Here is a 19,842-nt window from a genome sequence, read left to right as displayed (position 1 = left end):
CCCGGCCCCGGCCCGCGGGTCCCGGGCGCCGTGGGGGGGGCGGGGCGGGGGTCCCCCGCGCCCCCCCCCCCGGCGCGCTCGCCTCCGGACGGTTTAGAAGAAGTCGTCGTCCTCGTAGTAGTTGTTGACGACCACCTCGGGCGCGTCGTCGCTCAGCGCCTCGTTGAGCAGCACCCCGCCGACCAGCCCCGCCGCACCCGCGCCGATCAGCGCGCCGGTGCCGAAGCGCCGGCCCTGCTCCTGCTGGCCGGGCACCTGGGGGTGGCCCTGCTGAACGGGCTGCGGGTAGCCGCCCTGCTGCGGGTAGCCGGCCTGCTGCGGGGTGTAGAACGGCGGGACGGTGGTCTGGACCCTCTGGGCGCAGGGGCCGCACGCCTCGACCTGGCGCGGCACGCCCCACTGCGGCTGCCACAGCACGGCGGTCGAGCCGTAGCCGTGCGAGGGGTCGAAGAAACACGTCACGGGTGAACTCCCTGTTGCTGGCTGGGTCTTCGGAACGGCGGGCGACACGGCGGGGGCCGGCGGCACCGCGGGGAGGGGAGCGGCAGCCGGGGCGGGCGCCGGAGCGGCGGCGGGCGCGGGCTGGAGGACGTCGACGCCGAAGTCCGTCGCGATGCCCGCGAGGCCCGCGGCGTACCCCTGCCCGACGGCGCGGAACTTCCAGTCCGCACCGTGCCGGTAGAGCTCGCCGAACACCATCGCGGTCTCGCTGCCGGCCTCCGGCCGCACGTCGTAGCGGGCCACCTCGGCGCCGCCGTCCGCGTCGGTGAGCCGGATGTACGCGCCGCGGACCTGTCCGAAGGCCTGCCGCCGCTGCGCCGCGTCGTAGATCGCCACCGCGAAGACGATCTTCTCCACGCCGGCGGCGACGTCCGCGAGCCGGACCTCGATCCGCTCCCGGTCGTCGCCACCGCCGCTGCCGCCCTGGTGCCGGACGGAGCCGTCCGGACTCTGCAGGTTGTTGAAGAAGACGAAGTGCTGGTCCGTGAGGACCTTCCCGGAGGCGCCGCAGAGCAGCGCGCTGGCGTCGAGGTCGTACCCGTCGCCGACGGTCCAGCCGAGGCCCACCCGGACCACTCGCAGCCCGGGGGCCTGCTTGCCCAGGGAGACGTTGCCGCCCTTCGTCAGGGCCACACTCATGGGGTTTCCTCCACCACCGTCCGAATCACGCTGTCCGACCACGACAACGCTGTAGATGTCACGCCGGTTCCCACCCTCCACGTCGGAACCGCGTCAGGACCGCGTCAGGACCGCGTCAGCGGCTCGCGGGTGCCCCGCGGGTGTCCGGCTCAGTACCGGACCGGGAGTTCCAGCAGCCCGCGGGCCCGCAGGGCGGCCCGGTGGCGCAGCTGGCCGACCGGCGCGTCCAGGGCGAGTCCGGGGAAGCGGCGCAGCAGCGCGGTCAGCGCCACGGAGGTCTCCAGCCGGGCCAGCGGGGCGCCCAGGCAGTAGTGGATTCCGTGGCCGAGGGCGAGGTGGCCGTTCTCGCGGCGCCGCAGGTCGAGCCGGTCCGGGTCGGTGAACTGCTCGGGGTCGCGGTTGGCGGAGGCGAGCGAGAGCAGCACCGTCTCCCCGGCCGGGACGGTGACCTCGCCGATGGTCACGTCCTCGCGCGGGAAGCGGCGGATGGCCAGCGGCGCGGGTCCGTCGTAGCGGGCGAACTCCTCGACGGCGCCGGCGATCAGCTCCGGTTCGGCGCGCAGTGCGGCGAGCTGGTCGGGGTGGGTGAGCAGGGCCAGGACGGCGTTGGCGATCAGGTGGACGGTGTTCTCGTAGCCGGCGAAGAGGATCAGGAAGGCGAGCGAGGTCAGCTCGTCCTCGCTCAGGCGGTCCTGTTCGTCCCGGACGGCGATCAGGTCCGAGAGGAGGTCGTCGGCGGGTTCGGCGCGCTTGCGCTCGATCAGGCCGGCGAGGAATCCGAGCATCGAGGCGACGGCGGCACGGGCCTGCTCGGGGCGGGCCGGGTCCGGGGTGATCAGGGTGTCCGTCCAGGCGCGGAAGTCCCGCCGGTCGTCCTCCGGGACACCGAGCAGGTCGCAGATGACGGCGATCGGCAGCGGCGCGGCGTAGTTCGCCAGCAGGTCGGCGCGGCCCAACGGCTCGACGGCGTCCAGGAGTCGCTCGGCCACCCGCTCGATCGGCGCGCGCAGGGAGCCGATCCGGCGCGGGGTGAAGGCCTGGGAGACGAGGCGGCGGATCCGGGTGTGGTCCGGCGGGTCCATGTTGAGGAGGTTGGCGTCCAGTGCGGGCGGCAGCGAGAGGCCCCGGTAGTTCCCGGGAGCGGCGTGCGCCTTGTCGAGGGCGAGCGCCGGGTCGGCGAGCGCCTGGCGGACGTCCGCGTAACGGGTCACCAGCCAGAAGGGCAGGCCGTCCGGCCCGACGATCCGTCGGACGGGCGCCTCGGCGCGCAACTCGGCGTAGGTGCCGTACGGGTCGGTGAGCAGGGACGTCATGGTCGGGTCGGTGGGTGTCACCCGCCCACCCTACGGTCGCGCGGCAGGCGCTCTGGCGGGGCGTCAGCCCGCGACCTATTGTCGGTGGACATGACACAGCTTCGCCGTGCCTCCACCCGCGCCGCCGGACGTGCCGCCCGCCGGGCCGGGCACCCCGCCCCTCGCACCGTCGGACAGACCGTCGCCCGCGCCGCCGCCCTGGCCGCCGCCCTCGCCGGGACGCTCGCCGGCCTGCTGGTGCCGGCGACCGCCCAGGCCGAGCGGGCCGGCTGCCGGAGCGTCACCACGGCCGCCCTGGACGCCGAGCAGACCCGCCTCCAGGACGGCCGGACCGCCGCCTTCACCGAGCACTCCGGCTTCGACGACCTGCTGGCGGGCTTCCCCGCCGCGCTCTGCTCCGCCCGCAACGCCCACCGCGCCGAGCGGGTGGTGGCGGCCTGGGGCCGGGCGCTCTGGCAGGCCGGCGTCGACCGCGCCCAGGGCCGCCGGCCGGGCGGTGCGCTGCCCGCCCGCGACGACCGCCCGCTGTACTGGGCCAGGCTCGCCATGACCGTCCAACTCGCCCGCTGGCAACCCGCGTTCGACGTCGACCACGCCGACCTGCGGACCCGCTTCGAGGACGCCTCGCGAGGCCTGGACGACGGGTTCACCGGCGACCCGGGCATCCGGCGGATCTTCGTCAGCGGCTTCGACCCGTACGGTCTGGACACCGAACCGCGCCGCGCCAACCCGTCCGGTGCGGCCGTCCTGCAGCTGCACGGCCGGCGGATCACCCTCGCCGACGGCAGCACCGCCGAGGTCCGCGCCGTCGTCCTACCGGTGCGCTACGGCGACTTCGACGGCGGCATCGTGGAACGCGCCTTCGGCCCGCACCTGGTGCCCGGCCCCCAGGCGGCCGACCTGATCACCAGCATCAGCCAGGGCTACCCCGGCCTGTTCACCCTGGAGGCCTGGGCCGGCCGCGCCCGCTCCGCCGACCCGGCCACCGACAACGTGGGCGCCCTCTCCGGCGGCACCAGCACCCACCCGGTCGACGCCCCGGGCCTGGCCGACGGACCCCAGTTCATCCGCACCACCCTGCCCACCGACGCGATGACGGCCGTCCAACAGCCCTACCCGGTCGAGCTCAACACGCCCGTCACGGAGATCCCCGAAGGCTCCAGCACCCCCGTCACCCGCGACGACGGGCCCACCCCCGGCTCCCGGGCCGTCGCCGGCGGCGGCGGAGGCTACCTCTCCAACGAGGTCGCCTACCGCTCCAACCGCCTCCGCCTCGACCTCGCCCCCGACCTGCCCGGCGGCCACCTGCACACCCCGGTCCTCACCGGGCTCCCGGCCGACGAAGCCCAGGTCACCTCGCCGGAGTTCGAGCAGAACGAGGCCGCGATCTCCGACCAGGTCGGCGCCATCCTGCGCAGCGCCCGGCTCTGACCGCCGGGCGCCCCGCGCGGGCCGGAGCCGGGCGCGCCGGAGAGGCGGCCCACTGGGGCGGGAACGGCGGGAGAGGAACCGTTCCGACGGGGGCGGCCGCCCGGAACCGGCAGGCGGCGAGCACGGATCGCGCGCGCCCGCTCCCGCCCGGCCCTTGCGCCGCGCTCGCTCCCTCGGCGCCCGGCCCTCGCACCCGTCCGGTCCCGGCAGCCCGGTCCCGCGCCCGCCTTACGCCGGGTGGGCGAACCGGGTCCCCGCCGCACGGGCGCGGGACTCCGCGATCTCCGCGTACGCCGCCTCCCGCCCCGCCCAGTGCGAGCCCTCGACCGACTTGCCGCGCTCGAGGTCCTTGTACACCTGGAAGAAGTGGGTGATCTCCAGCAGGTCGAACTCCCGGAGGTCGCCGACGTCCCGCAGGGCCGCGTAGCGCGGGTCGCGGGCCGGGACGCACAGCACCTTCTGGTCCGGGCCGCGCTCGTCCCGCATCACCCACATGCCGACCGCACGGCAGGTCAGCACGCAGCCGGGGACGGCCGGCTCGCCCCCGAGGACCAGGGCGTCGAGGGGTTCGCCGTCGCCGCCGAGGGTGCCCTCGACGTACCCGTAGTCGTTGGGGTAGCGGGTGGCCGTGAAGAGGGTGCGGTCGAGGCGGATGCGGCCCGCGTCGAAATCCATCACGTACTTGTTCCGGGACCCCTGGGGGACCTCGATCATGACCTCGAACTCCGGGAACTCCACCGTGGCCTCCTGCTCGGCATCCTGGGGAGATTGTCCGCCGTCCCGGCGCCGGGGGCACCCGCCGGAACGTCCTCCGCTGTTCGGGGCCGGCCGGTACCATCCGGCGCATGGGAAGCTGGCGGGTCACGGTCACCGACCACCGACGCGAGCGCGGCGGGCGTCCGCAGGGCCGCCCGGAGGGGCCGCTGGCGCGGCGGGACGGGTGGGAGGTGCACGGCCGGGACGGTGAGGTCAGCTGCGTGGACACCACCGGCCGGGTCCGCTGGCGGCAGCCCTGCCCGGGGCGGCCGAACGCGGCGCACGTCTCCTCCGGTCGGGTGCTGGTCACCACCGACTCCTTCGAGTACACCGCCTGGGGCCACCTCGGCCCGGCCCTGCTGCTGGACCTCGCCGACGGCTCCCCGGTCGCCGAGTTGCGCGGCGAACGCGGAGCGGCGCTGGGCGGGGGCCGCTTCGTGCTCGGACTGGAGGGCTACGGCACCTTCGCCACCTGGGCCCACGACCGGGACGGCACCGTCGTCGACTCCTGGCGCAGCTACGGCCACTACGTGGTCGGCAGCGGGCTGCGGGTGGTCGAGACGGACCGCCGCCACCCCACCGAGAGCCGGGTGGTGCGACTGCTGCCCGGTGGGCGGATCGAGCGCGGCCCGCTGCTCGCCGACCCGCAGGCCCCGGCGCCGCTGGTGCTGCCGGACGGCACCCTGCTGGTCCTGGACGCGGGAGTGCTCCGCGCCGTCGGGCGGGGGCTGGACGACGCCGTGCTGGCCGAGCTCCACCCGCTGGCCGCGGAGGAGCGGCACCGCTTCACCGGGACGCTGCGCCGGACCGCCGAGGGCCTGGCCGTGACGCTCGTCGAACGCCATCCGACCCGCATGGGCGACTACACCACCCACGCCTGGACCCTCGGTCTGCACGCGCCGTAGGGCCGCCTTCCGGCCCTCACCCGGCGGTCGCCGCCCAGGGGCCGTCCTCGGGCCGCGCCTCGGTGTCCGTGCCGGGCCAGGGCGGCATGGTGACGGCCGTGATCCGCAACGGGCCGTCGGCGTCGGCCCGGAACTGGAAGGCGGTGCCCAGCGGTATCGACACGGCCGTCCCGGGCACCAGGCGGACGGTCTGCTCGCGGCCGTCCTGGCGCCGCCACAGCTCGCCGCTGCCCGCGGTGACCTGCCACAGCTCCTGGACGGTGGCGTGCGAGACCGCGCGGGTGACCTGCCCGGGGGCGAGGTGGAAGGCGGCGAGGCTGCCCTGACCGTCCAGGACCAGCAGCGGCCGGACCTCGGCGCCGTCCGGGGCGGTCACCACGGGGGCGGCGTCGACCGCGGCGGTGGCGAAGGGTTGGTGCACCGGCTGGTTGCTCATCCGACGACCCGGCCTCTCTTCCCGCGTCCTCCCGCGTTTCCCGTGCCGGGCCACGACGGGAGCACGGGAGCGGTGACGGCGTTCCTGGGCTCATCCCCCACCGCCGATGAGACCACGGCCGCCCGGCAGGCCGCCAGACCCGGCGCCGCCGGACCCACCGGCCCACGGCGCCGGCCCGCGCGCACCGGCCCACGGCACCGGCCCGCGGCTAGTAGGCCCGGTCCGGCACCCCTCCGAACTCGCGCACGGCGTCGGTGACGATGGCCTCCAGCCGCGCGTGGTGGGCGCCCCGCCAGTAGGCCTGCCCGCACTCCTCGCACTGGGCGAAGGCGTCGTAGGAGCGCTCGGTGCCGTCCCGGAGCTGTTCGCGCACCGAGGTCTTGGTCGCGGTCCGCAGCGCGCCGTTGCAGGTGGTGCAGCGGCTCCAGGGGACGAGCGGCGGCGCGAAGCGCGAGAGCACGTCGCGCAGTTGCTCGGCGGGGCGGTGGCTGTAGACGTAGGCACCGGCCCACAGTTCGCGGCGGCGCAGCAGGCCGCGGTCGCGGGAGAGCATGATGCGCTGCTCGGCCGCGGAGCGGGCGGCCAGGGCGGCGTCGCCGATGTCGGGGTTCTCGTAGGCGGCGTCGACGCCGAGCAGCCGCAGTCGGCGGGCGAGGGTGCCGAGGTGGACGTCCAGCAGGAAGCGCGGCGGGGCGGCCGAGGGCTGCGGCCTGGGCACGGCCTCGACGGTGACGTGTTCGCCGTCGGCCGGGACGTGCGAGTCCGGGACGGGCCGTCCGTCCACCAGCAGGGCGCCGACCTCGGTGAGCGGGACGCCCAGCGATTCGACGACGTGGCCGAGGGTGGAGGTGCCGTCGGTGTGCAGCTGGGTGCGGCCGGCCCGCCGAGGCGCGGAGACGAACAGGTGCAGCTCCGGGGCGAAGTCGAGCCAGATCAGGGGTCTGTCCACGCGGTCAGCATGCCAGCGCGTGGCGGGCGGGGGCCAGCGCTTTCCGGGAGCCGGCTCTCCTGCCGCTTCGTCCGTGCCGCGCGCCCGGTCGCCCGGTCACCCCTGGGCCGCGAGCGCCGGGGCGGCGGGCAGGGGCGGGCGGTCGCTCGCCGCCCAGCGGGCGACCGGCCCCATCGCGAGCCCGGCGGCGAGGAAGACCGCGCCGAGGACCAGCCAGCCCGCGAGGCCGCCGTCCAGCAGCAGGGTGGTCAGCAGCAGCGGCCCGGCGGTGCGGGCGACGGCCACGCCGGTGCCGAAGAAGCCCTGGTACTGGCCGATCCGCTCCGGCGGGGCCAGGTCGAAGCCGAGCTGCCAGGAGCCGGCCGACTGCCGCATCTCGCCCGCGACCTGCAGCACGGCCGCGACCGCCAGCAGCGCGCCGACCGCCCACACCGGGACGTCCAGCGCGGACAGCCCGCACACCGCGCAGGAGGCGAGCAGCAGCACCCCGGCCGAGCGGACCGCCTTCACCGCCGAGTCCAGCCCGGTGACGTCGCGCGCCGCCCGGACCTGGAAGGCCAGCACCGCCACGGTGTTGAGCACGAACAGCGCCGAGCCGAGCCAGCCGATCCCCGGCGCGCGCTCGGCGATCCACAGCGGCAGCACCAGGCTGAGCAGCGGCATCCGCAGCAGCAGCACGGTGTTGACCAGGGTGACGGCGGCGTAGCGCCGGTCCCGCAGCACGGCCAGGCGCGCTCCGGTGCCGGGTTCGGCCGCGGCGGGCGGGACTTCGGGCAGCCGGTGGAGGATCACCGCGCCGGCCAGGAGGCCGAGCGCGGTCACGGCGAAGGCCCCGAGGTAGGCGGTCCTGGTGCCGAGGGTGAGCGCGATGCCGCCGATGGCGGCGCCGACCGCCAGCCCGCCGTTGAGGGTGGACTGCAGGTGGGCGAGCAGCCCGGTCCGTTCGGCACGCGGGACGAGGCCGGCGACCAGCGCCTGCCGGGCCGCGGTGAGCCCGGACTGTGCGGTGGCGTAGAGGCACACGGCGAGCAGGAACGGCCCGTAGGAGCGGATCACCAGGAACGCGGCGACGACGGCCGCGGTGCCGAGTGCGAGTGCCACCGCCGTACGGCGCGGGCCCCTGCGGTCGGCGAGGTGGCCGAGCGGGACCCCGGCGAGCGAGCCGAGCGCCCAGGCGACGGCGAGGCCGGCGCCGAGGGCGGTGGGCGACATGCCGACCACGCGGGTGAAGTAGAGCGCGGAGCAGGTGTAGTAGGCACCGTCGCCCACGGCGCTCGCCAACTGGGCGGCGGCGAGGGTCCGTTGCGGTCCGGCGGGTGGCAGCAGGGCGGACCGGGCGGTGGCACCGCGGCTCGACGCGGCTCTCCTGTTCGGCACTTCTCTCCTCACGGGCGGATGGACTGGCGGCTGGCCCGACGGTTCACCCGGGCAACCGGGAAACCGCCGACCGGACGACCGGCGGCATGACGGGCCGGGACAGGCCCGACGGGCCGGGACAGGCCCGACGGGCCGGGACGGGCCCGGCCGCGCCGTCGGCGGCGCGCGAGCCCGGTGTTCACAACCGCTGTCCGTGGGCTCCCGGCGTCCGGAAACCCAGCCTAGGGTGCGAGTGGCCCGTCCGAAAGGTCCAGTGATCTCGAGTTATCCTGGGCCACTTCCGGAGCCGCCACCGCACCGCCGGGCGATCCGTGAACCCTCGTACGACGAGCAGAGGTCGCCCGGCAGCGCCGGGTCACCGCGGCGGGACGGGCCCCACCCGCACGGCCGAAGCGCCGTCCGTACCCGCTCCGCCCCGTCCGGCTCCCACGGTCAGCGGCGGGCCGGGCGGCTCCACCACCCCTGCCAGGGGCCAAGATTGCCGTGTTGACCCGTCAGTAACGCCCTCCTATGCTCATCGGCGTTCGCGATCCGGCACCGGGGCCGGGGCCGTCGGTGCCCGCCCGATCCGGCGCCGTCTCCGGCTCGAAGGGTCCCTCCCATCAGCACCTCCAGCGCGCCCACCGGCACCGCCGACCACACCGGCGGATCGGACCGCGCCGCCGCGTCCGGGTCCACCGGCCGGCGCCGGTTCCTCACCTACCTGCTGGCCGCCCCGACCCTCACCGTCGCCGCCCGGCTCGGCCTGGACGCCGCCGCCCCCGCCGCCGCACCGTCCACCGCGAGCACCGCTGCCGCCGCTGCCGCAGCCGCCCAGGACGCCGCAGCGGCACCGCAGTTGCTCGGCCTGCCGGGCATCCCGGACGTCCTCGACCTGGGCGACGCGATGATCCTCGCCGGGCTGCCGACCGCGCACCTGCTGGTACTGGAGATCACCCCCGCCGGTCGTGCCGCGCTGCACCTGCCCCGGCTGGAGGTCGGCCAGGGCCTCACCACCGCGATCGCCATGCTGGTCGCCGAGGAACTCGACGCCCGGCTCACCGACGTCGACGTCCCGCTCTCCGACGGCCGGCCCGAGCTGCTCTTCAACCAGCTGACCGGCGGATCCAACTCGGTGCGTTCGCTCTACGATCCGGTGCGCGCCGCGGCCGCCGCCGCCCGCGCCCGGCTGGTGACCGCCGCCGCCGGCCGCTGGAACGTTCCCGCGGCCACCCTGCGCACCGCCGACTCCGCCGTCCTCGCCCCCGACGGCCGCCGCCTCGGCTACGGCGAACTCGCCGCCGAGGCCGCCGCCATCGCCGTGCCCGCCGTGCCCGCCACGCCCAAACCGGCCGACCAGCGGCGCCTGGTCGGCCGGCCCACCGGCCGGATCGACGCCCGCGACATCGTCACCGGACGGGCCCAGTACGCCGGGGACCTCCGGATCCCGGGCGCCGTGCCCACCGTGGTCGCCCGCCCGACCACCATCAACGGCACCCTCAAGTCCCTGGACGCCTCCGCCGCCCGCGCCATGCCCGGGGTGCTCGCCGTGGTGCAGATCCCCAGCGGTGTCGCCGTGCTCGCCGAGACCTTCGACCAGGCGCTCAAGGCCCGCGACGCCCTGCGCACCGCCTGGAACCCGGGCCCGGTGGCGGACCTGTCCACCGCCGACATCCAGGCCCGGCTGCGCGCCGCCCACGCGCCGTTCCTCCTCCCGCCGCTGCTCACCCCTTACCTGGACGGCGAGTTCGACTTCGCCTTCGTCAACCACGCCCCGATGGAGGTGCTGACCGCCGTCGCCGACGTCCGGCCGGGCCGCGCCGACCTGTGGTTCGCCGCGCAGAGCCCGATCATCGCCCAGCAGACCATCGCCGCCGACCTCGGCCTGCCGCAGGACGCCGTCACCGTCCACGTCGTGCGCGGCGGCGGCTCCTTCGGGCGCCGGCTGTTCTTCGACGCGGCCCTGGAGGCCGCCCGGATCTCCAAGGCCGCCGGCCGCCCGGTCAAACTCATGTGGACCCGCAACGACGACATGCGCCACGGCCGGATGCGGCCCGCCAGCCACCACCGGATCCGCGCCACCTACGGCCTGGGCCAGGTCCTCACCTGGGAGCACCGGGCCGCCACCGTCCGGACCGACCTCTCGCACGGCCTCGGCGAGGCGCTCACCGCCGCCGGGTTCGACCTCTCACTGGCCGGCCTCAGCCTCGCCCAGGCCTTCTTCCTGCTCACCGAGAAGAACCCGTACGACGTGGGCATCCCCACCCAGTTGCTCGCCGAGGTCCCGCTGGCCGTGCACACCGGCAGCTGGCGCTCGGTCTACTCCGGCACGGTCCGGGTCGCCGACGAGATCATGATGGACGAACTCGCCCGCCGGATGGGTCAGGACGAGGTCGCCTTCCGCCGCGCCCGACTGCGCGACGCCGCCGGGCGCGCCGTCCTGGACACCGTCGCCAAGGCCGGCGGCTGGGGCCGTCCGATGCCCCCCGGCCGGGCCCAGGGCGTCGGCTACCACGACGAGAACGGCGGCCGGGTCGCCTACCTGGTCGAACTGGACGCCACCGACCGGGCCAACCCGCGCGTCACCAGGGCGGTGATCGCCGCCGATGTCGGCCAGGTCATCAACCCCCGCGGTCTGGAGGCCCAGTTGACCGGTGCGCTGGTCGACGGCATCTCGGTCATCCTCCAGGCCGGCAACCACATCGACAACGGCGCGGTGCGGGAGGGGAGTTACGCCGACTTCCACTACGCCCGGCAGCGGCACACCCCTCCGGTGGTCGAGATCCACCTCATGCCGCCGAGCGGGGCCCCGGGCGGCGCCGGCGAGTTGGGCGTCCCGGCGGCCTCCGCGGCCGTCGCCAACGCCTACGCACGCGCGACCGGCACCAGCCCGCGCTCCTTCCCCGTCAACTTCTGAACCCGCCCCCGACCGAAGCGCCCCGGACCGAACCGTCCCGGACCGAACCGTCCCTCCCGACCGAAGCACCGCCGACCGAACCGAGGACCTCGCTTCCCATGCCCACCCACACCTTCGTCCTCAACGGGCAGCCCGTCACCGTCGACGCCCCGGACGACATGCCGCTGCTCTGGGTCCTGCGCGACAAGCTCGGCGTCACCGGCCCGAAGTACGGCTGCGGGGTGGGCGTCTGCCGGGCCTGCACCAGCCACCTCGACGGCCAGGAGTTCCAGCCCTGCACCCGCTCCGTCAGGGACTGCGAGGGCCGGACCGTCACCACCATCGAGGGCCTGGCCGACGGCGACGTCCTGCACCCGGTGCAGGAGGCCTGGATCGACTGCGACGTCGCCCAGTGCGGCTTCTGCCAGCCGGGCCAGATCATGACCGCCGTCGCCCTGCTGCGCCGCACCCCCGACCCCACGGACGCGGACATCGACGAGATCCAGAACATCTGCCGCTGCGGCAGCTACCCACGCATCCGGGAGGCCATCAAGCGCGCGGCGGCCGCCGGAAGGACACCGGGCTGACGCGGGTGTGCCCCGCCCGGCGAACCGGCGGGGCACACCCGGTCAGCGCCGGCTCAGCTGCACGGGGGGACGGTCGGGACGTGGTAGTTCCAGTTGCCGTCCGTGTAGGCGCCGTAGACGTACCCCGTCCCGTACCAGTAGCCGTAGCTGGCGGAGTACACGGCCGTCACCCGGTACCAGACGTTGCCCTGGCTGTTGATGTCCTCGCCACGGATCCAGCACACCATGTTGACCGCGTCGCCGGACCACGAGTACGAGTAGAGGTCGCCGGCGACCTTGGCCGACCACGAGTACGGCTGCGAGTACACGCCCACCCCGTGGTTGGTCGGGTGGTTGTTGAGGTAGTACCAGCCGACGGCGTTCGCGTCGCCTGCCGACAGACCGATGCCGGCCCCCGCCAGCGCCACCGCCGCCACCGCGGTGCCGCCCCGGCGCCCGATCTTCTTGAGGATGTCCTTGACCATGCCGCGTCTCCTGTCCGGTCGAAACGTCCTGGCGCCGCCGGGCTGACCTCGGCGGCGGACACAGCTGACCGGATCCCCGGCGGTGTTCGGTACCGCCTGACAGGAACTGACAACAGCTGACACCCCGCCGAACGACGCTTACAGGCCTTGTTCCCGACCGAAGTCGACGGATCACCGATCACCGCTGCCACCCGCCGCTATGATCCGGACCCGACAAGAAAGCAGCGCCACCAAGGGATCTGACATCTGACAACAGGGGGTGCCATGGCGCAGCACGGTCAGGAGCCGCGACCGGGACAGGAACCGCCGGCACCCAGCGCCGCCGAGCGCTTCGCGGGCGAGCTCCGCACCCTCCGACTGGAGGCCGGCCAGCCCTCGTTCCGCACGATGGCCAAGAAGGCCGGGTCGATCTCCCACACCACGCTCTACGAGGCGGCCTGCGGCTCACGCCTCCCCTCGTGGCCCACCACCAGGGCCTTCGTCCAGGCGTGCGGCGGCGACGAGGAGGAGTGGCACCGCCGCTGGACCGCGGCCGTCGGCGGCGAGACGCCCGGCGAGTCCGTGCTCGCCGAGCCACCGACCGCGGCGCCGGAGCCGGCCCCACCCCCGGCGCCGGCGCTGGGGTCTCGGGAGGCAGCTCGGCCCTGGGGACCACCAGGTCGGCCGGGTCTACCCGGTCCACCGAACCCAGGAGGCCCACCAGGCACAGCAGGCCCCTCCGGACCACTGGAACCGCCACGCCCGGCCGCACCGAACCCGGACCTGCGCCCCCGCCGGCTGTGGACCCACGCGCTCAGCCTGCTCCTCGGCCTGGTGCTCGGCGTCCTCGGCACCCTGGGCCTGCTCGCCATCCGCGCGCCCGCCGCGCAACCCGCCGTGCGCGGTTGTCCCTCGACGGGCCCGTACGCCCCCGATCCGCAGCCCACGCCCGCCGCGGAGGACCCGGGCGCGGGCACCGCGCCCCGGTCCTGGATCGCCCGGACCGCCGGCGACCAGCAGGCCGCCTCCAGCACGGGGGTCACGCTGCCCGTGCGCGTCGCGGTCGCCCAGGGGGACGCCCTGGTCGTCTCGATGATGCTCACCGGCACCTGCTCGGGCCCGGTCAAGGTCACGGACAGCCACGGCGACCGCTTCCAGCTCCTGGGCGACGTGACCGACTCGCTGCGGCACCGGGTGCTCCTCCTCGCCGCCTTCGACGCCTCCGCGCTGACCACCGCCGACTCGATCCGCGCGGACTACCCGCGCGCCGCCGAGTACCACGTCAGCGTCGACGAGTTCCGGGGCGTCACCGCCGTACGGGCCGTCACCCGCGCCTCGGGCGACGCCGGCGGCACCGCCTTCACCACGGCGGCCAACCCGGCCGCGTGCGTTCCGGGCGACCTCCTGGTGGGCACGGTCGGCAGCAACTCGGGTACCGCCCCCGAGTTCGGCACCGGCTGGACCGCCCTGCCGGTGCTCCCGCCGACCTCCTCCCGCCTGGTCACCGCGCACCGGATCGCGACCGACACCGGCCACTGCGTCGCCGCCGGCCGGACCACCTCCCAGTGGGCGACCGTCCTCGCCGTACTGCGGTGAACCGCTCCCCCGGTGGCGCGCGGTGGCGGCCCGAACCGACTCCCGCGCCGTTCCGAAGTCCCGCGCCGTTCCGAAGTCCCCTGCCGTTCCGAGGTCCCGTGCCGCTGCGAAGTCCCCCGCCGTTCCCCTGACGGCCGTGCGTTCCTCCCGCCGTGGTCGAGGGCGGGTGCCGGGGGCGCGAGGCCCGGTGCCGTCACGCGTCGGTGACCGCCCGGGGGTCGCGGCCGAAGAAGCCGGCGAGCCGGTCGTACGGCGGGGCGTCCGCCGGGACGGGCACCTCCGGGCCGAAGGCCTGGTGGTCGGCCTCCTCCCCGCGGTACTCGGGTTTGAGTGCGCCGCGGGCCCAGGCGAGCGCCGCGAGCGCGACCTCGCTGTCCAGGCCGTCCGTGGACCGGCCGGTGGCCCGGGCCAGGTCCCAGGCGTGGACGGCGAATTCGGCGGTCTGCTGATCGACCGGGAAGCGCGCCGGGAGGGTGTGGCCGCCCGGGAGTTCCACCACGCCGGTGAGGTCGCCGGCCGACCGCCAGGCGTCGACCAGCTGCTCGGCGCCGGCCTCGAAGGCGTGCGACCAGTCGTCCTCCACCCGTTCGAAGGACTGGGACCAGTCCGGCCGGCCGCCCTGCGCCCGGACGGTGAACTGCCGCAGGTCGAACAGCAGGTGGCTGACCAGGTCGCCGACGTCCCAGGAGCGGCAGGGGGTCGGGTGCCCGGCCAGCTCGACACCGGTCCCGTCGATCAGACCGGCGGTCTGGGCGAGGGCCCGGGCGAGCAGCTCGATCGGGTCGTCCGCAGCGGTCATGGCACACCTCTCGGTCGGTCGGGGGCACGGGTCGTGCCGGGCGATCGTAAGCGCGCGCGCCGACGACCGCCCGGCACGACACCGGGCCCGGTCCGGTCGGCCGGTCAGGCCGCGAAGCCGCCGTCCACCGCCAGCTGCGCACCGCTGACGTACCGGCCGTCCTCACCCGCCAGGTAGGCGACGGCGGCCGCCACCTCCGCCCCGGTCCCGTAGCGGCCGAGCGCCGTGAGACTGCGCTGGAAGTCGGCGGACTCCCCGTCGGCCGGGTTCATCTCGGTGTCGATCGGGCCCGGGTGGACCAGGTTGACGGTGATCCCGCGCGGGCCGAGTTCCCTGGCCAGGCCCTTGGTCAGGCCGATCAGCGCGGCCTTGCTGGTGGCGTAGAGCGTGCCACCGGGGAAGGGGACGCGCTGGGCGATGCAGCTGCCGATGCTGACGATCCGCCCGCCGTCGGCCAGGTGCCCGACCGCCGCCTGGGCGTAGAGGTACGGCGCGCGGACGTTGACCTCCAGCACCCGGTCGAGGTCGTCGAGGCCGACCTCCTCGATCGGTCCCATCGCGCCCACGCCCGCGTTGTTCACCAGGACGTCCAGCCGGCCGAACCGCTCGGCGACCGCCGCGACGGCGGCGCGCACCGCCTCGGGGTCCGCGCTGTCGGCCCGGACGGCCCAGCCGGTCCGGCCCATCGCGGTGATCTTCGCGACCACCTCCTCGGCCCGTTCCGCCGAGGCCTGGTAGGTGAGCGCGACGTCGGCGCCCTCCTCGGCCAGCCGCAGCGCGACCGCCGCGCCGATCCCCCGGCTGCCGCCGGTCACCAGCGCCACCTTGCCGTCCAGCGCCGCCGCGCCGCTCGCCGCCGTCCCGGTCATCTCCATCGTCGTCTCCACCGTCTCCGCCATCGCCGTCGTCGTGGTCATGTGTGCAGAACTCTTCGATCCGTTCTCGGACATGACTCGATCCTCGGCGGGAACGCCCCGCTGTTCCGGCGGTATTCAGACGTCGAGTTCAACGTTCAACTACGACTTCGCACGCCCCCGTCGCACGACCGGGGCCCGCCGGCCGCCCGGTCCCGTCCGACCCGACCTGGCCCGTCCGACCCGGTCCGCCCGAGGGTGGGCGCCCGCGCACGAGAAGGGGAGCGGGTGCGTGCACCCGGCGCGCGGTCCCGCGAACGCACCGAGCGGCCACCCCGCGAGGGGTGGCCGCTCGGCCGGCGTCATGACGTGCCGGCAGCTCGTCAGGGCGCGCCGACCCCGGTCAGGACGCGCTCGGACGTCAGACGGTGAGGGTCTGCCCCGGGAAGATCAGGTCCGGGTCGCCGCCGATGGTGCGGGCGTTCTTGCTGTAGAGGGTGTCGGTGTCGACGCTGAACTTGGCGGCGATGTCACTCAGCGTGTCGCCGCTCCGGACGGTGTAGCTGCCGCCGGAGGTGTTCTTCTCCGCGCTCGGCGCCGACTGGGCCGGCTTGGCCGACGGCTGGCCGTTCGCGGCCTTCGGCGCGGCCTTGGCCTTGGGCGCGGCCTGCTGGGCGGCCTTCGGGGCCGCAGCGGGCTTCTCCGCCCGCTTCGCGGGCTTGGCCGCGTCGGCGTCGGCCGAGGTGTCGACGGCGGCCGGGGCGCCGCCCTTGCTCAGGCCGGCCTTCTTCGAGCAGACGGGCCAGGCACCCGGCCCCTGGGAGGCGAGGACCTTCTCGGCGACGGCGATCTGCTGCGCCTTGGTCGCCTGGTTGGCCTGAGGGGCGTACGCCGTGCCGCCGTACGCGGCCCAGGTGGACGGGGTGAACTGCAGTCCGCCGTGGAAGCCGTTACCGGTGCTGATGCTCCAGTTGCCGCCGCTCTCGCACTGGGCGACGGCGTCCCAGGCGGAGGTGGTCGCGGCGGAGGCCGAGGTGGCCGTGACGAGGCCGGCCACCGGCAGGGCCGCGACGGCGGCACCCGCGAGGACCGCCATCCGCACGCGGTTGCGCTTCGGGCCGGCGGTGGTGTCGGTGGCAGCGGCGGTCTCGTGACGGTGAGTCATGAAGTTCCTCTCGACAATCCCCGGGCGGGCAGCCGGAACCAGGCCCGGGACATGGGCGGGTGGGTCGCGCTTGCCTCGCTCGTCGGGCGGCCGCGCACGTGTCGGACGTGCCGTGCCGCCCCGGCCACCTCCGCTCGCCGACGGCCTGTTCGAGCCGGCCTCGTCGGCGGGCACCGCCCTTGCGCCGGGGGTCAGTCGGCGGGCAGTGCGTCGGGGTGAACCCGGGTGGCGCTCGTTGCGCCGCCAAGAAAGCTAGGGGCGATGTCCGGGGCGCAGCAAGCGCTTCTGGGAAATCGCAGGTCAGTTGACTGTTACCGGCGGTACGGATCAAGGAACTGCGGTCGATTTGACCGGGTTTGACCGTATTTCCAGGATGAAACGATCAACTTCCGTGCCGTCACTCACATCTGTCCGGCCGTCGGACCGGGCACACCATCGACGCTCCGTAGCGAAAAACTGACGTTCCGTCATCACGGCAACCGGAGTTCCCGATTCAGGAATCCGATCCAGTGGGATCCGCCACAGCGGGCACCCAGAGTGTTGACCCGGACACGCTCAGCTGCGGCCGTCGAGCTCCGCGTCCCGCGCCAACAGCGCCGCCTGGACCCGGTTCTCGCAGCCCAGCTTCGCCAGGATCCGGCTGACGTACGTCTTCACCGTCGCCTCGCTCATGTGGATCCGCGCCCCCGCGTCCGCGTTGGACAACCCCTCGCCGAGCAGCGCCAACACCTCCAGCTCGCGCTCGGTCAGCACCTCCAGCCGGCGCCGGGCCTGCGCCCTGCGCGCGGCCGCCGAGCCGCTGCGGCCGGAGGCCAGCGAGTCGACGATGTGCCGGGTGGCCGCCGGGGAGAGGAAGGCGTTGCCACTGGCCGCCGCCCGTACGGCCTGGATCAGCTCGTTCGGCGCGGTGTCCTTGAGCAGGAACCCGGCGCCGCCGCCGGTCACGGCGCGCAGGACGTTCTCGCGCTCTCCGAAGGTGGTGAGGATGATCGCCCGCGCGCCGGGTGCGACCCTCGCCAGCTCCCCCAGCGCCGCCAGCCCGTCCAGCACGGGCATCTGGATGTCCAGCAGCACCACGTCCACCCGGTGCGCCCGGGCCAGCTCCAGCGCCTCCCGGCCGTCGGCGGCCTCCGCGACCACCTCGATGTCGTCGGCCGAACCGAGGATCATCCTGATCCCGGCCCGGATGAGCGGCTCGTCGTCGGCGACGAGGACTCGGATCACTGGTGGTCATTCCCCTCGAACGGTGGTGCGGCTGCGGCACCATCCTCACATCCCGCCGCGCCCGCCTCCCGCCCGGGCGGCCCGGTGGCAGGGCGCTCGGACGGTCGGACGGTCGCACGGTCGGGCGCTCAGGCAGCCGTCCGGTCGGACGGTCGCACGGTCGGGCGCTCAGACGGCCGTCCGGTCGGGCACCCGGACGGTCGGGCGCTCGGACGGTCGGACGGTCGGACCGTCGCACGGTCGGGCTCGGGACGCTCGGGCTGCTGCACGGTCGCGCCGTGGAACGCCGGGCGGTCAGTCCTTGGTGACGTAGTCGACCTTGTCCACCAGGACCCCGCCCTTGAAGCAGAACCGCGCCACGTGGCTCTCCGACCAGGACTCGGAGCCGCTCTTCGACAGCGAGTACCAACGGCAGTGCGCGCCCTCCGGCCGGTCCGGGCCGCTGCGCTCGTAGTCGGAGGTGAAGAACTCGTTGCCGGGCGGCAGCTCCCGCATCACGTCGGCCTTCGACTCGCCGAGCCGGATCCGGTCGTACACCGACTGATCCACCGTGGAGTCGCCGGCGCCCCGGACGAAGGCCAGCGCGCCCCAGACCACCAGCCCCACCACGACCAGGGTGACCGCCCCCACCCCGGCCGCGCAGCCGACCGCCGGGCTGCGCCGCCCCTCGCCCGCGCCCTCCGCCGCGGGCAGGCCCTCCAGGACCCAGTCCTCCTCGCCGACCGGACCGGCCGCGCTCTCGCTCTCCGACCCCTGGTACGGAAGGACGGCCGCGAGCCGGAAGCCCTCCTCGGGCGTCGCGCCGGCGTGCACCATGCCGCCGACCAGCCGGGCGCGCTCCCGCAGCCCGGTCAGCCCCTGTCCGCCGCTGACGACCGACCCCGCGCCGACGGGTGCGCCGACGAGCTCCGGCGCGCGGGGGTTGGTGACCTCGACGACCAGCGCGTCCGGCTCGTAGCGGAGCGCGACCGCGATCGGCGCGCCGGCGGCGTGCTTGTGCGCGTTGGTGAGCGCCTCCTGCACGATCCGGTAGGCCGCGTTGTCGACCGCGGCCGCCAGCGGGCGCCGCTCGCCCTCGGTCGAGAACGCCACCTCCGCGCCGGCCGCCCGGGAGGAGGCAACCAGCTCCGCGATGCCGTCCACCCCGCCGCGGCCCGGCGCCGCGCCCTGCGCACCGACCGCCGGCGGCAGCGCCGTCGACTCGTCGTGCAGGACCCCGACCACCTCGCGCAGCTCGCGCATCGCCGCGACCGCCGCCTGCCGCAGCACGCCGACCGCCTCCCGCTGCCGGTCGGTGAGGGTGCGGTCCACCTCCAGCGCGCCGGAGTGCACGGAGATCAGCGCGAGCTGGTGGCCCAGGCTGTCGTGCATGTCCTGGGCGATCCGGTGCCGCTCCCGCAACCGCGCCTGGCGCACCACCATGACCCGTTCGCGCACCAGTTGGTCGTTGCGCTCGCGCAGCGCGTCCAGCAGGGCCTGCCGCTGGGCGCGGTAGCGCCCGTACAGCGCGGGCAGGACGGCGAAGACGAGGAACATGCCGAGTGACAGGCCGACGATCAGCTTGGGCGAGGCCGAGGCGCCGTCCTTCACCGTCCCGGTCACGGTGAACAGCAGATAGCTCAGTACGACGGAGCCCAGCAGCCGCCCGACCCGCCGGATCCGCGCCCCGGCCGCCCAGCCCGCGCAGACCAGCATCGGCACCGGCCCGAGCGACCAGCCCGCCATGGCCCCGACCAGGACGAGCACGGCGCCCGGGAACCCGCGGCGCAGCACCCACAGCACCGCGACGGCGGCTCCGAACGGCACCGCCAGTCCGGTCCGCGCGAGCACCTCGAGCAGACCGGCGACCCCGCCCATGAACAGGGCCTGCACCGCCTCGCCCACCACCCGCCGACGGGGCCAGGGCCCCGGCAGCGCCGTCCGTACCGCCCTCGACCAGGCCCGTGCGATCGCATTCACCCGTCGAGGCTAACCGGGGCGCCGCCCCGGGCG

The 19,842-nt window shown here is 75.3% G+C and carries 16 protein-coding genes and 1 pseudogene; 5 read left to right on the top strand and 12 right to left on the bottom strand.

The annotated features are described in order from the left end of the window. Nucleotides 1-588: 588 nt before the first annotated feature. Nucleotides 589-1,140 (bottom strand): annotated as a pseudogene (locus tag ABT247_RS08060) (TerD family protein); the annotation flags it as partial. A 149-nt stretch (nt 1,141-1,289) separates the two neighbouring features. After that, complete coding sequence (locus tag ABT247_RS08055; protein WP_350739740.1) at nt 1,290-2,453, bottom strand: cytochrome P450 family protein; 1,164 nt, start codon at nt 2,451-2,453, stop codon at nt 1,290-1,292. Between the two features lie 90 nt (nt 2,454-2,543). Here ABT247_RS08055 and ABT247_RS08050 point away from each other — a divergent pair, with 90 nt between their 5' ends. Beyond that, entirely contained in the window at nt 2,544-3,884 is a 1,341-nt protein-coding gene (locus tag ABT247_RS08050) for a PA0049 C-terminal domain-containing protein (RefSeq protein ID WP_350739725.1), read from the top strand. 228 nt (nt 3,885-4,112) lie between these two features. Here the strand turns inward: ABT247_RS08050 and ABT247_RS08045 are convergent, their stop codons facing one another. Beyond that, nucleotides 4,113-4,598 (bottom strand): inorganic diphosphatase, encoded by a 486-nt coding sequence (locus tag ABT247_RS08045; RefSeq protein ID WP_350739737.1) that lies wholly within the window; start codon nt 4,596-4,598, stop codon nt 4,113-4,115. 131 nt (nt 4,599-4,729) lie between these two features. Between ABT247_RS08045 and ABT247_RS08040 the strand changes: the two genes are divergently transcribed. Next, nucleotides 4,730-5,545, top strand: a complete 816-nt coding sequence (locus ABT247_RS08040; protein WP_350739722.1) for a hypothetical protein — start codon at nt 4,730-4,732, stop codon at nt 5,543-5,545. A gap of 16 nt (nt 5,546-5,561) precedes the next feature. On the opposite strand, the gene ABT247_RS08035 is transcribed toward ABT247_RS08040, so the two are convergent. The 3 genes from ABT247_RS08035 to ABT247_RS08025 form a co-directional block, all read right to left on the bottom strand. Next, nucleotides 5,562-5,981, bottom strand: coding sequence for a cupin domain-containing protein (locus tag ABT247_RS08035; RefSeq protein WP_350739719.1), 420 nt, complete (start codon nt 5,979-5,981; stop codon nt 5,562-5,564). A gap of 208 nt (nt 5,982-6,189) precedes the next feature. Further along, entirely contained in the window at nt 6,190-6,930 is a 741-nt protein-coding gene (locus tag ABT247_RS08030) for a Mut7-C RNAse domain-containing protein (protein ID WP_350739716.1), read from the bottom strand. Nucleotides 6,931-7,026: 96 nt separating this feature from the next. Next, a complete protein-coding gene (locus ABT247_RS08025; protein WP_350739713.1) occupies nt 7,027-8,307 on the bottom strand; it encodes an MFS transporter in 1,281 nt (426 codons plus the stop codon). Between the two features lie 838 nt (nt 8,308-9,145). Here ABT247_RS08025 and ABT247_RS08020 point away from each other — a divergent pair. Continuing rightward, nucleotides 9,146-11,203, top strand: coding sequence for a xanthine dehydrogenase family protein molybdopterin-binding subunit (locus ABT247_RS08020; protein WP_350739710.1), 2,058 nt, complete (start codon nt 9,146-9,148; stop codon nt 11,201-11,203). A gap of 98 nt (nt 11,204-11,301) precedes the next feature. Then, nucleotides 11,302-11,769 (top strand): (2Fe-2S)-binding protein, encoded by a 468-nt coding sequence (locus ABT247_RS08015; protein ID WP_350739707.1) that lies wholly within the window; start codon nt 11,302-11,304, stop codon nt 11,767-11,769. A 53-nt stretch (nt 11,770-11,822) separates the two neighbouring features. Here the strand turns inward: ABT247_RS08015 and ABT247_RS08010 are convergent, their stop codons facing one another. After that, nucleotides 11,823-12,233 (bottom strand): hypothetical protein, encoded by a 411-nt coding sequence (locus ABT247_RS08010; RefSeq protein ID WP_350739704.1) that lies wholly within the window; start codon nt 12,231-12,233, stop codon nt 11,823-11,825. Nucleotides 12,234-12,497: 264 nt separating this feature from the next. Between ABT247_RS08010 and ABT247_RS08005 the strand changes: the two genes are divergently transcribed. Next, entirely contained in the window at nt 12,498-13,808 is a 1,311-nt protein-coding gene (locus ABT247_RS08005) for a helix-turn-helix domain-containing protein (RefSeq protein WP_350739702.1), read from the top strand. Between the two features lie 193 nt (nt 13,809-14,001). Here ABT247_RS08005 and ABT247_RS08000 read toward each other — a convergent pair whose 3' ends face one another. The 5 genes from ABT247_RS08000 to ABT247_RS07980 form a co-directional block, all read right to left on the bottom strand. Continuing rightward, nucleotides 14,002-14,607 carry a TIGR03086 family metal-binding protein gene (locus ABT247_RS08000; RefSeq protein ID WP_350739699.1) on the bottom strand — a complete coding sequence of 202 codons (606 nt, stop codon included), beginning with the start codon at nt 14,605-14,607 and terminating at the stop codon, nt 14,002-14,004. Nucleotides 14,608-14,711: 104 nt separating this feature from the next. Further along, nucleotides 14,712-15,482, bottom strand: coding sequence for an SDR family NAD(P)-dependent oxidoreductase (locus ABT247_RS07995; RefSeq protein ID WP_502892408.1), 771 nt, complete (start codon nt 15,480-15,482; stop codon nt 14,712-14,714). Between the two features lie 400 nt (nt 15,483-15,882). Continuing rightward, nucleotides 15,883-16,626 (bottom strand): LysM peptidoglycan-binding domain-containing protein, encoded by a 744-nt coding sequence (locus ABT247_RS07990; protein ID WP_350739696.1) that lies wholly within the window; start codon nt 16,624-16,626, stop codon nt 15,883-15,885. 555 nt (nt 16,627-17,181) lie between these two features. Continuing rightward, nucleotides 17,182-17,850, bottom strand: coding sequence for a response regulator transcription factor (locus ABT247_RS07985; RefSeq protein ID WP_350739693.1), 669 nt, complete (start codon nt 17,848-17,850; stop codon nt 17,182-17,184). A gap of 294 nt (nt 17,851-18,144) precedes the next feature. Next, nucleotides 18,145-19,809 carry a sensor histidine kinase gene (locus ABT247_RS07980; RefSeq protein ID WP_350739690.1) on the bottom strand — a complete coding sequence of 555 codons (1,665 nt, stop codon included), beginning with the start codon at nt 19,807-19,809 and terminating at the stop codon, nt 18,145-18,147. Between the last annotated feature and the right edge of the window lie 33 nt (nt 19,810-19,842).

The organism is Kitasatospora sp. NPDC001539, assembly GCF_040298565.1.
GTDB lineage: Bacteria > Actinomycetota > Actinomycetes > Streptomycetales > Streptomycetaceae > Kitasatospora.
The sequence above is the reverse complement of the archived record's forward strand: the minus strand, read 5'-3'. Positions and strand labels throughout refer to the sequence as shown.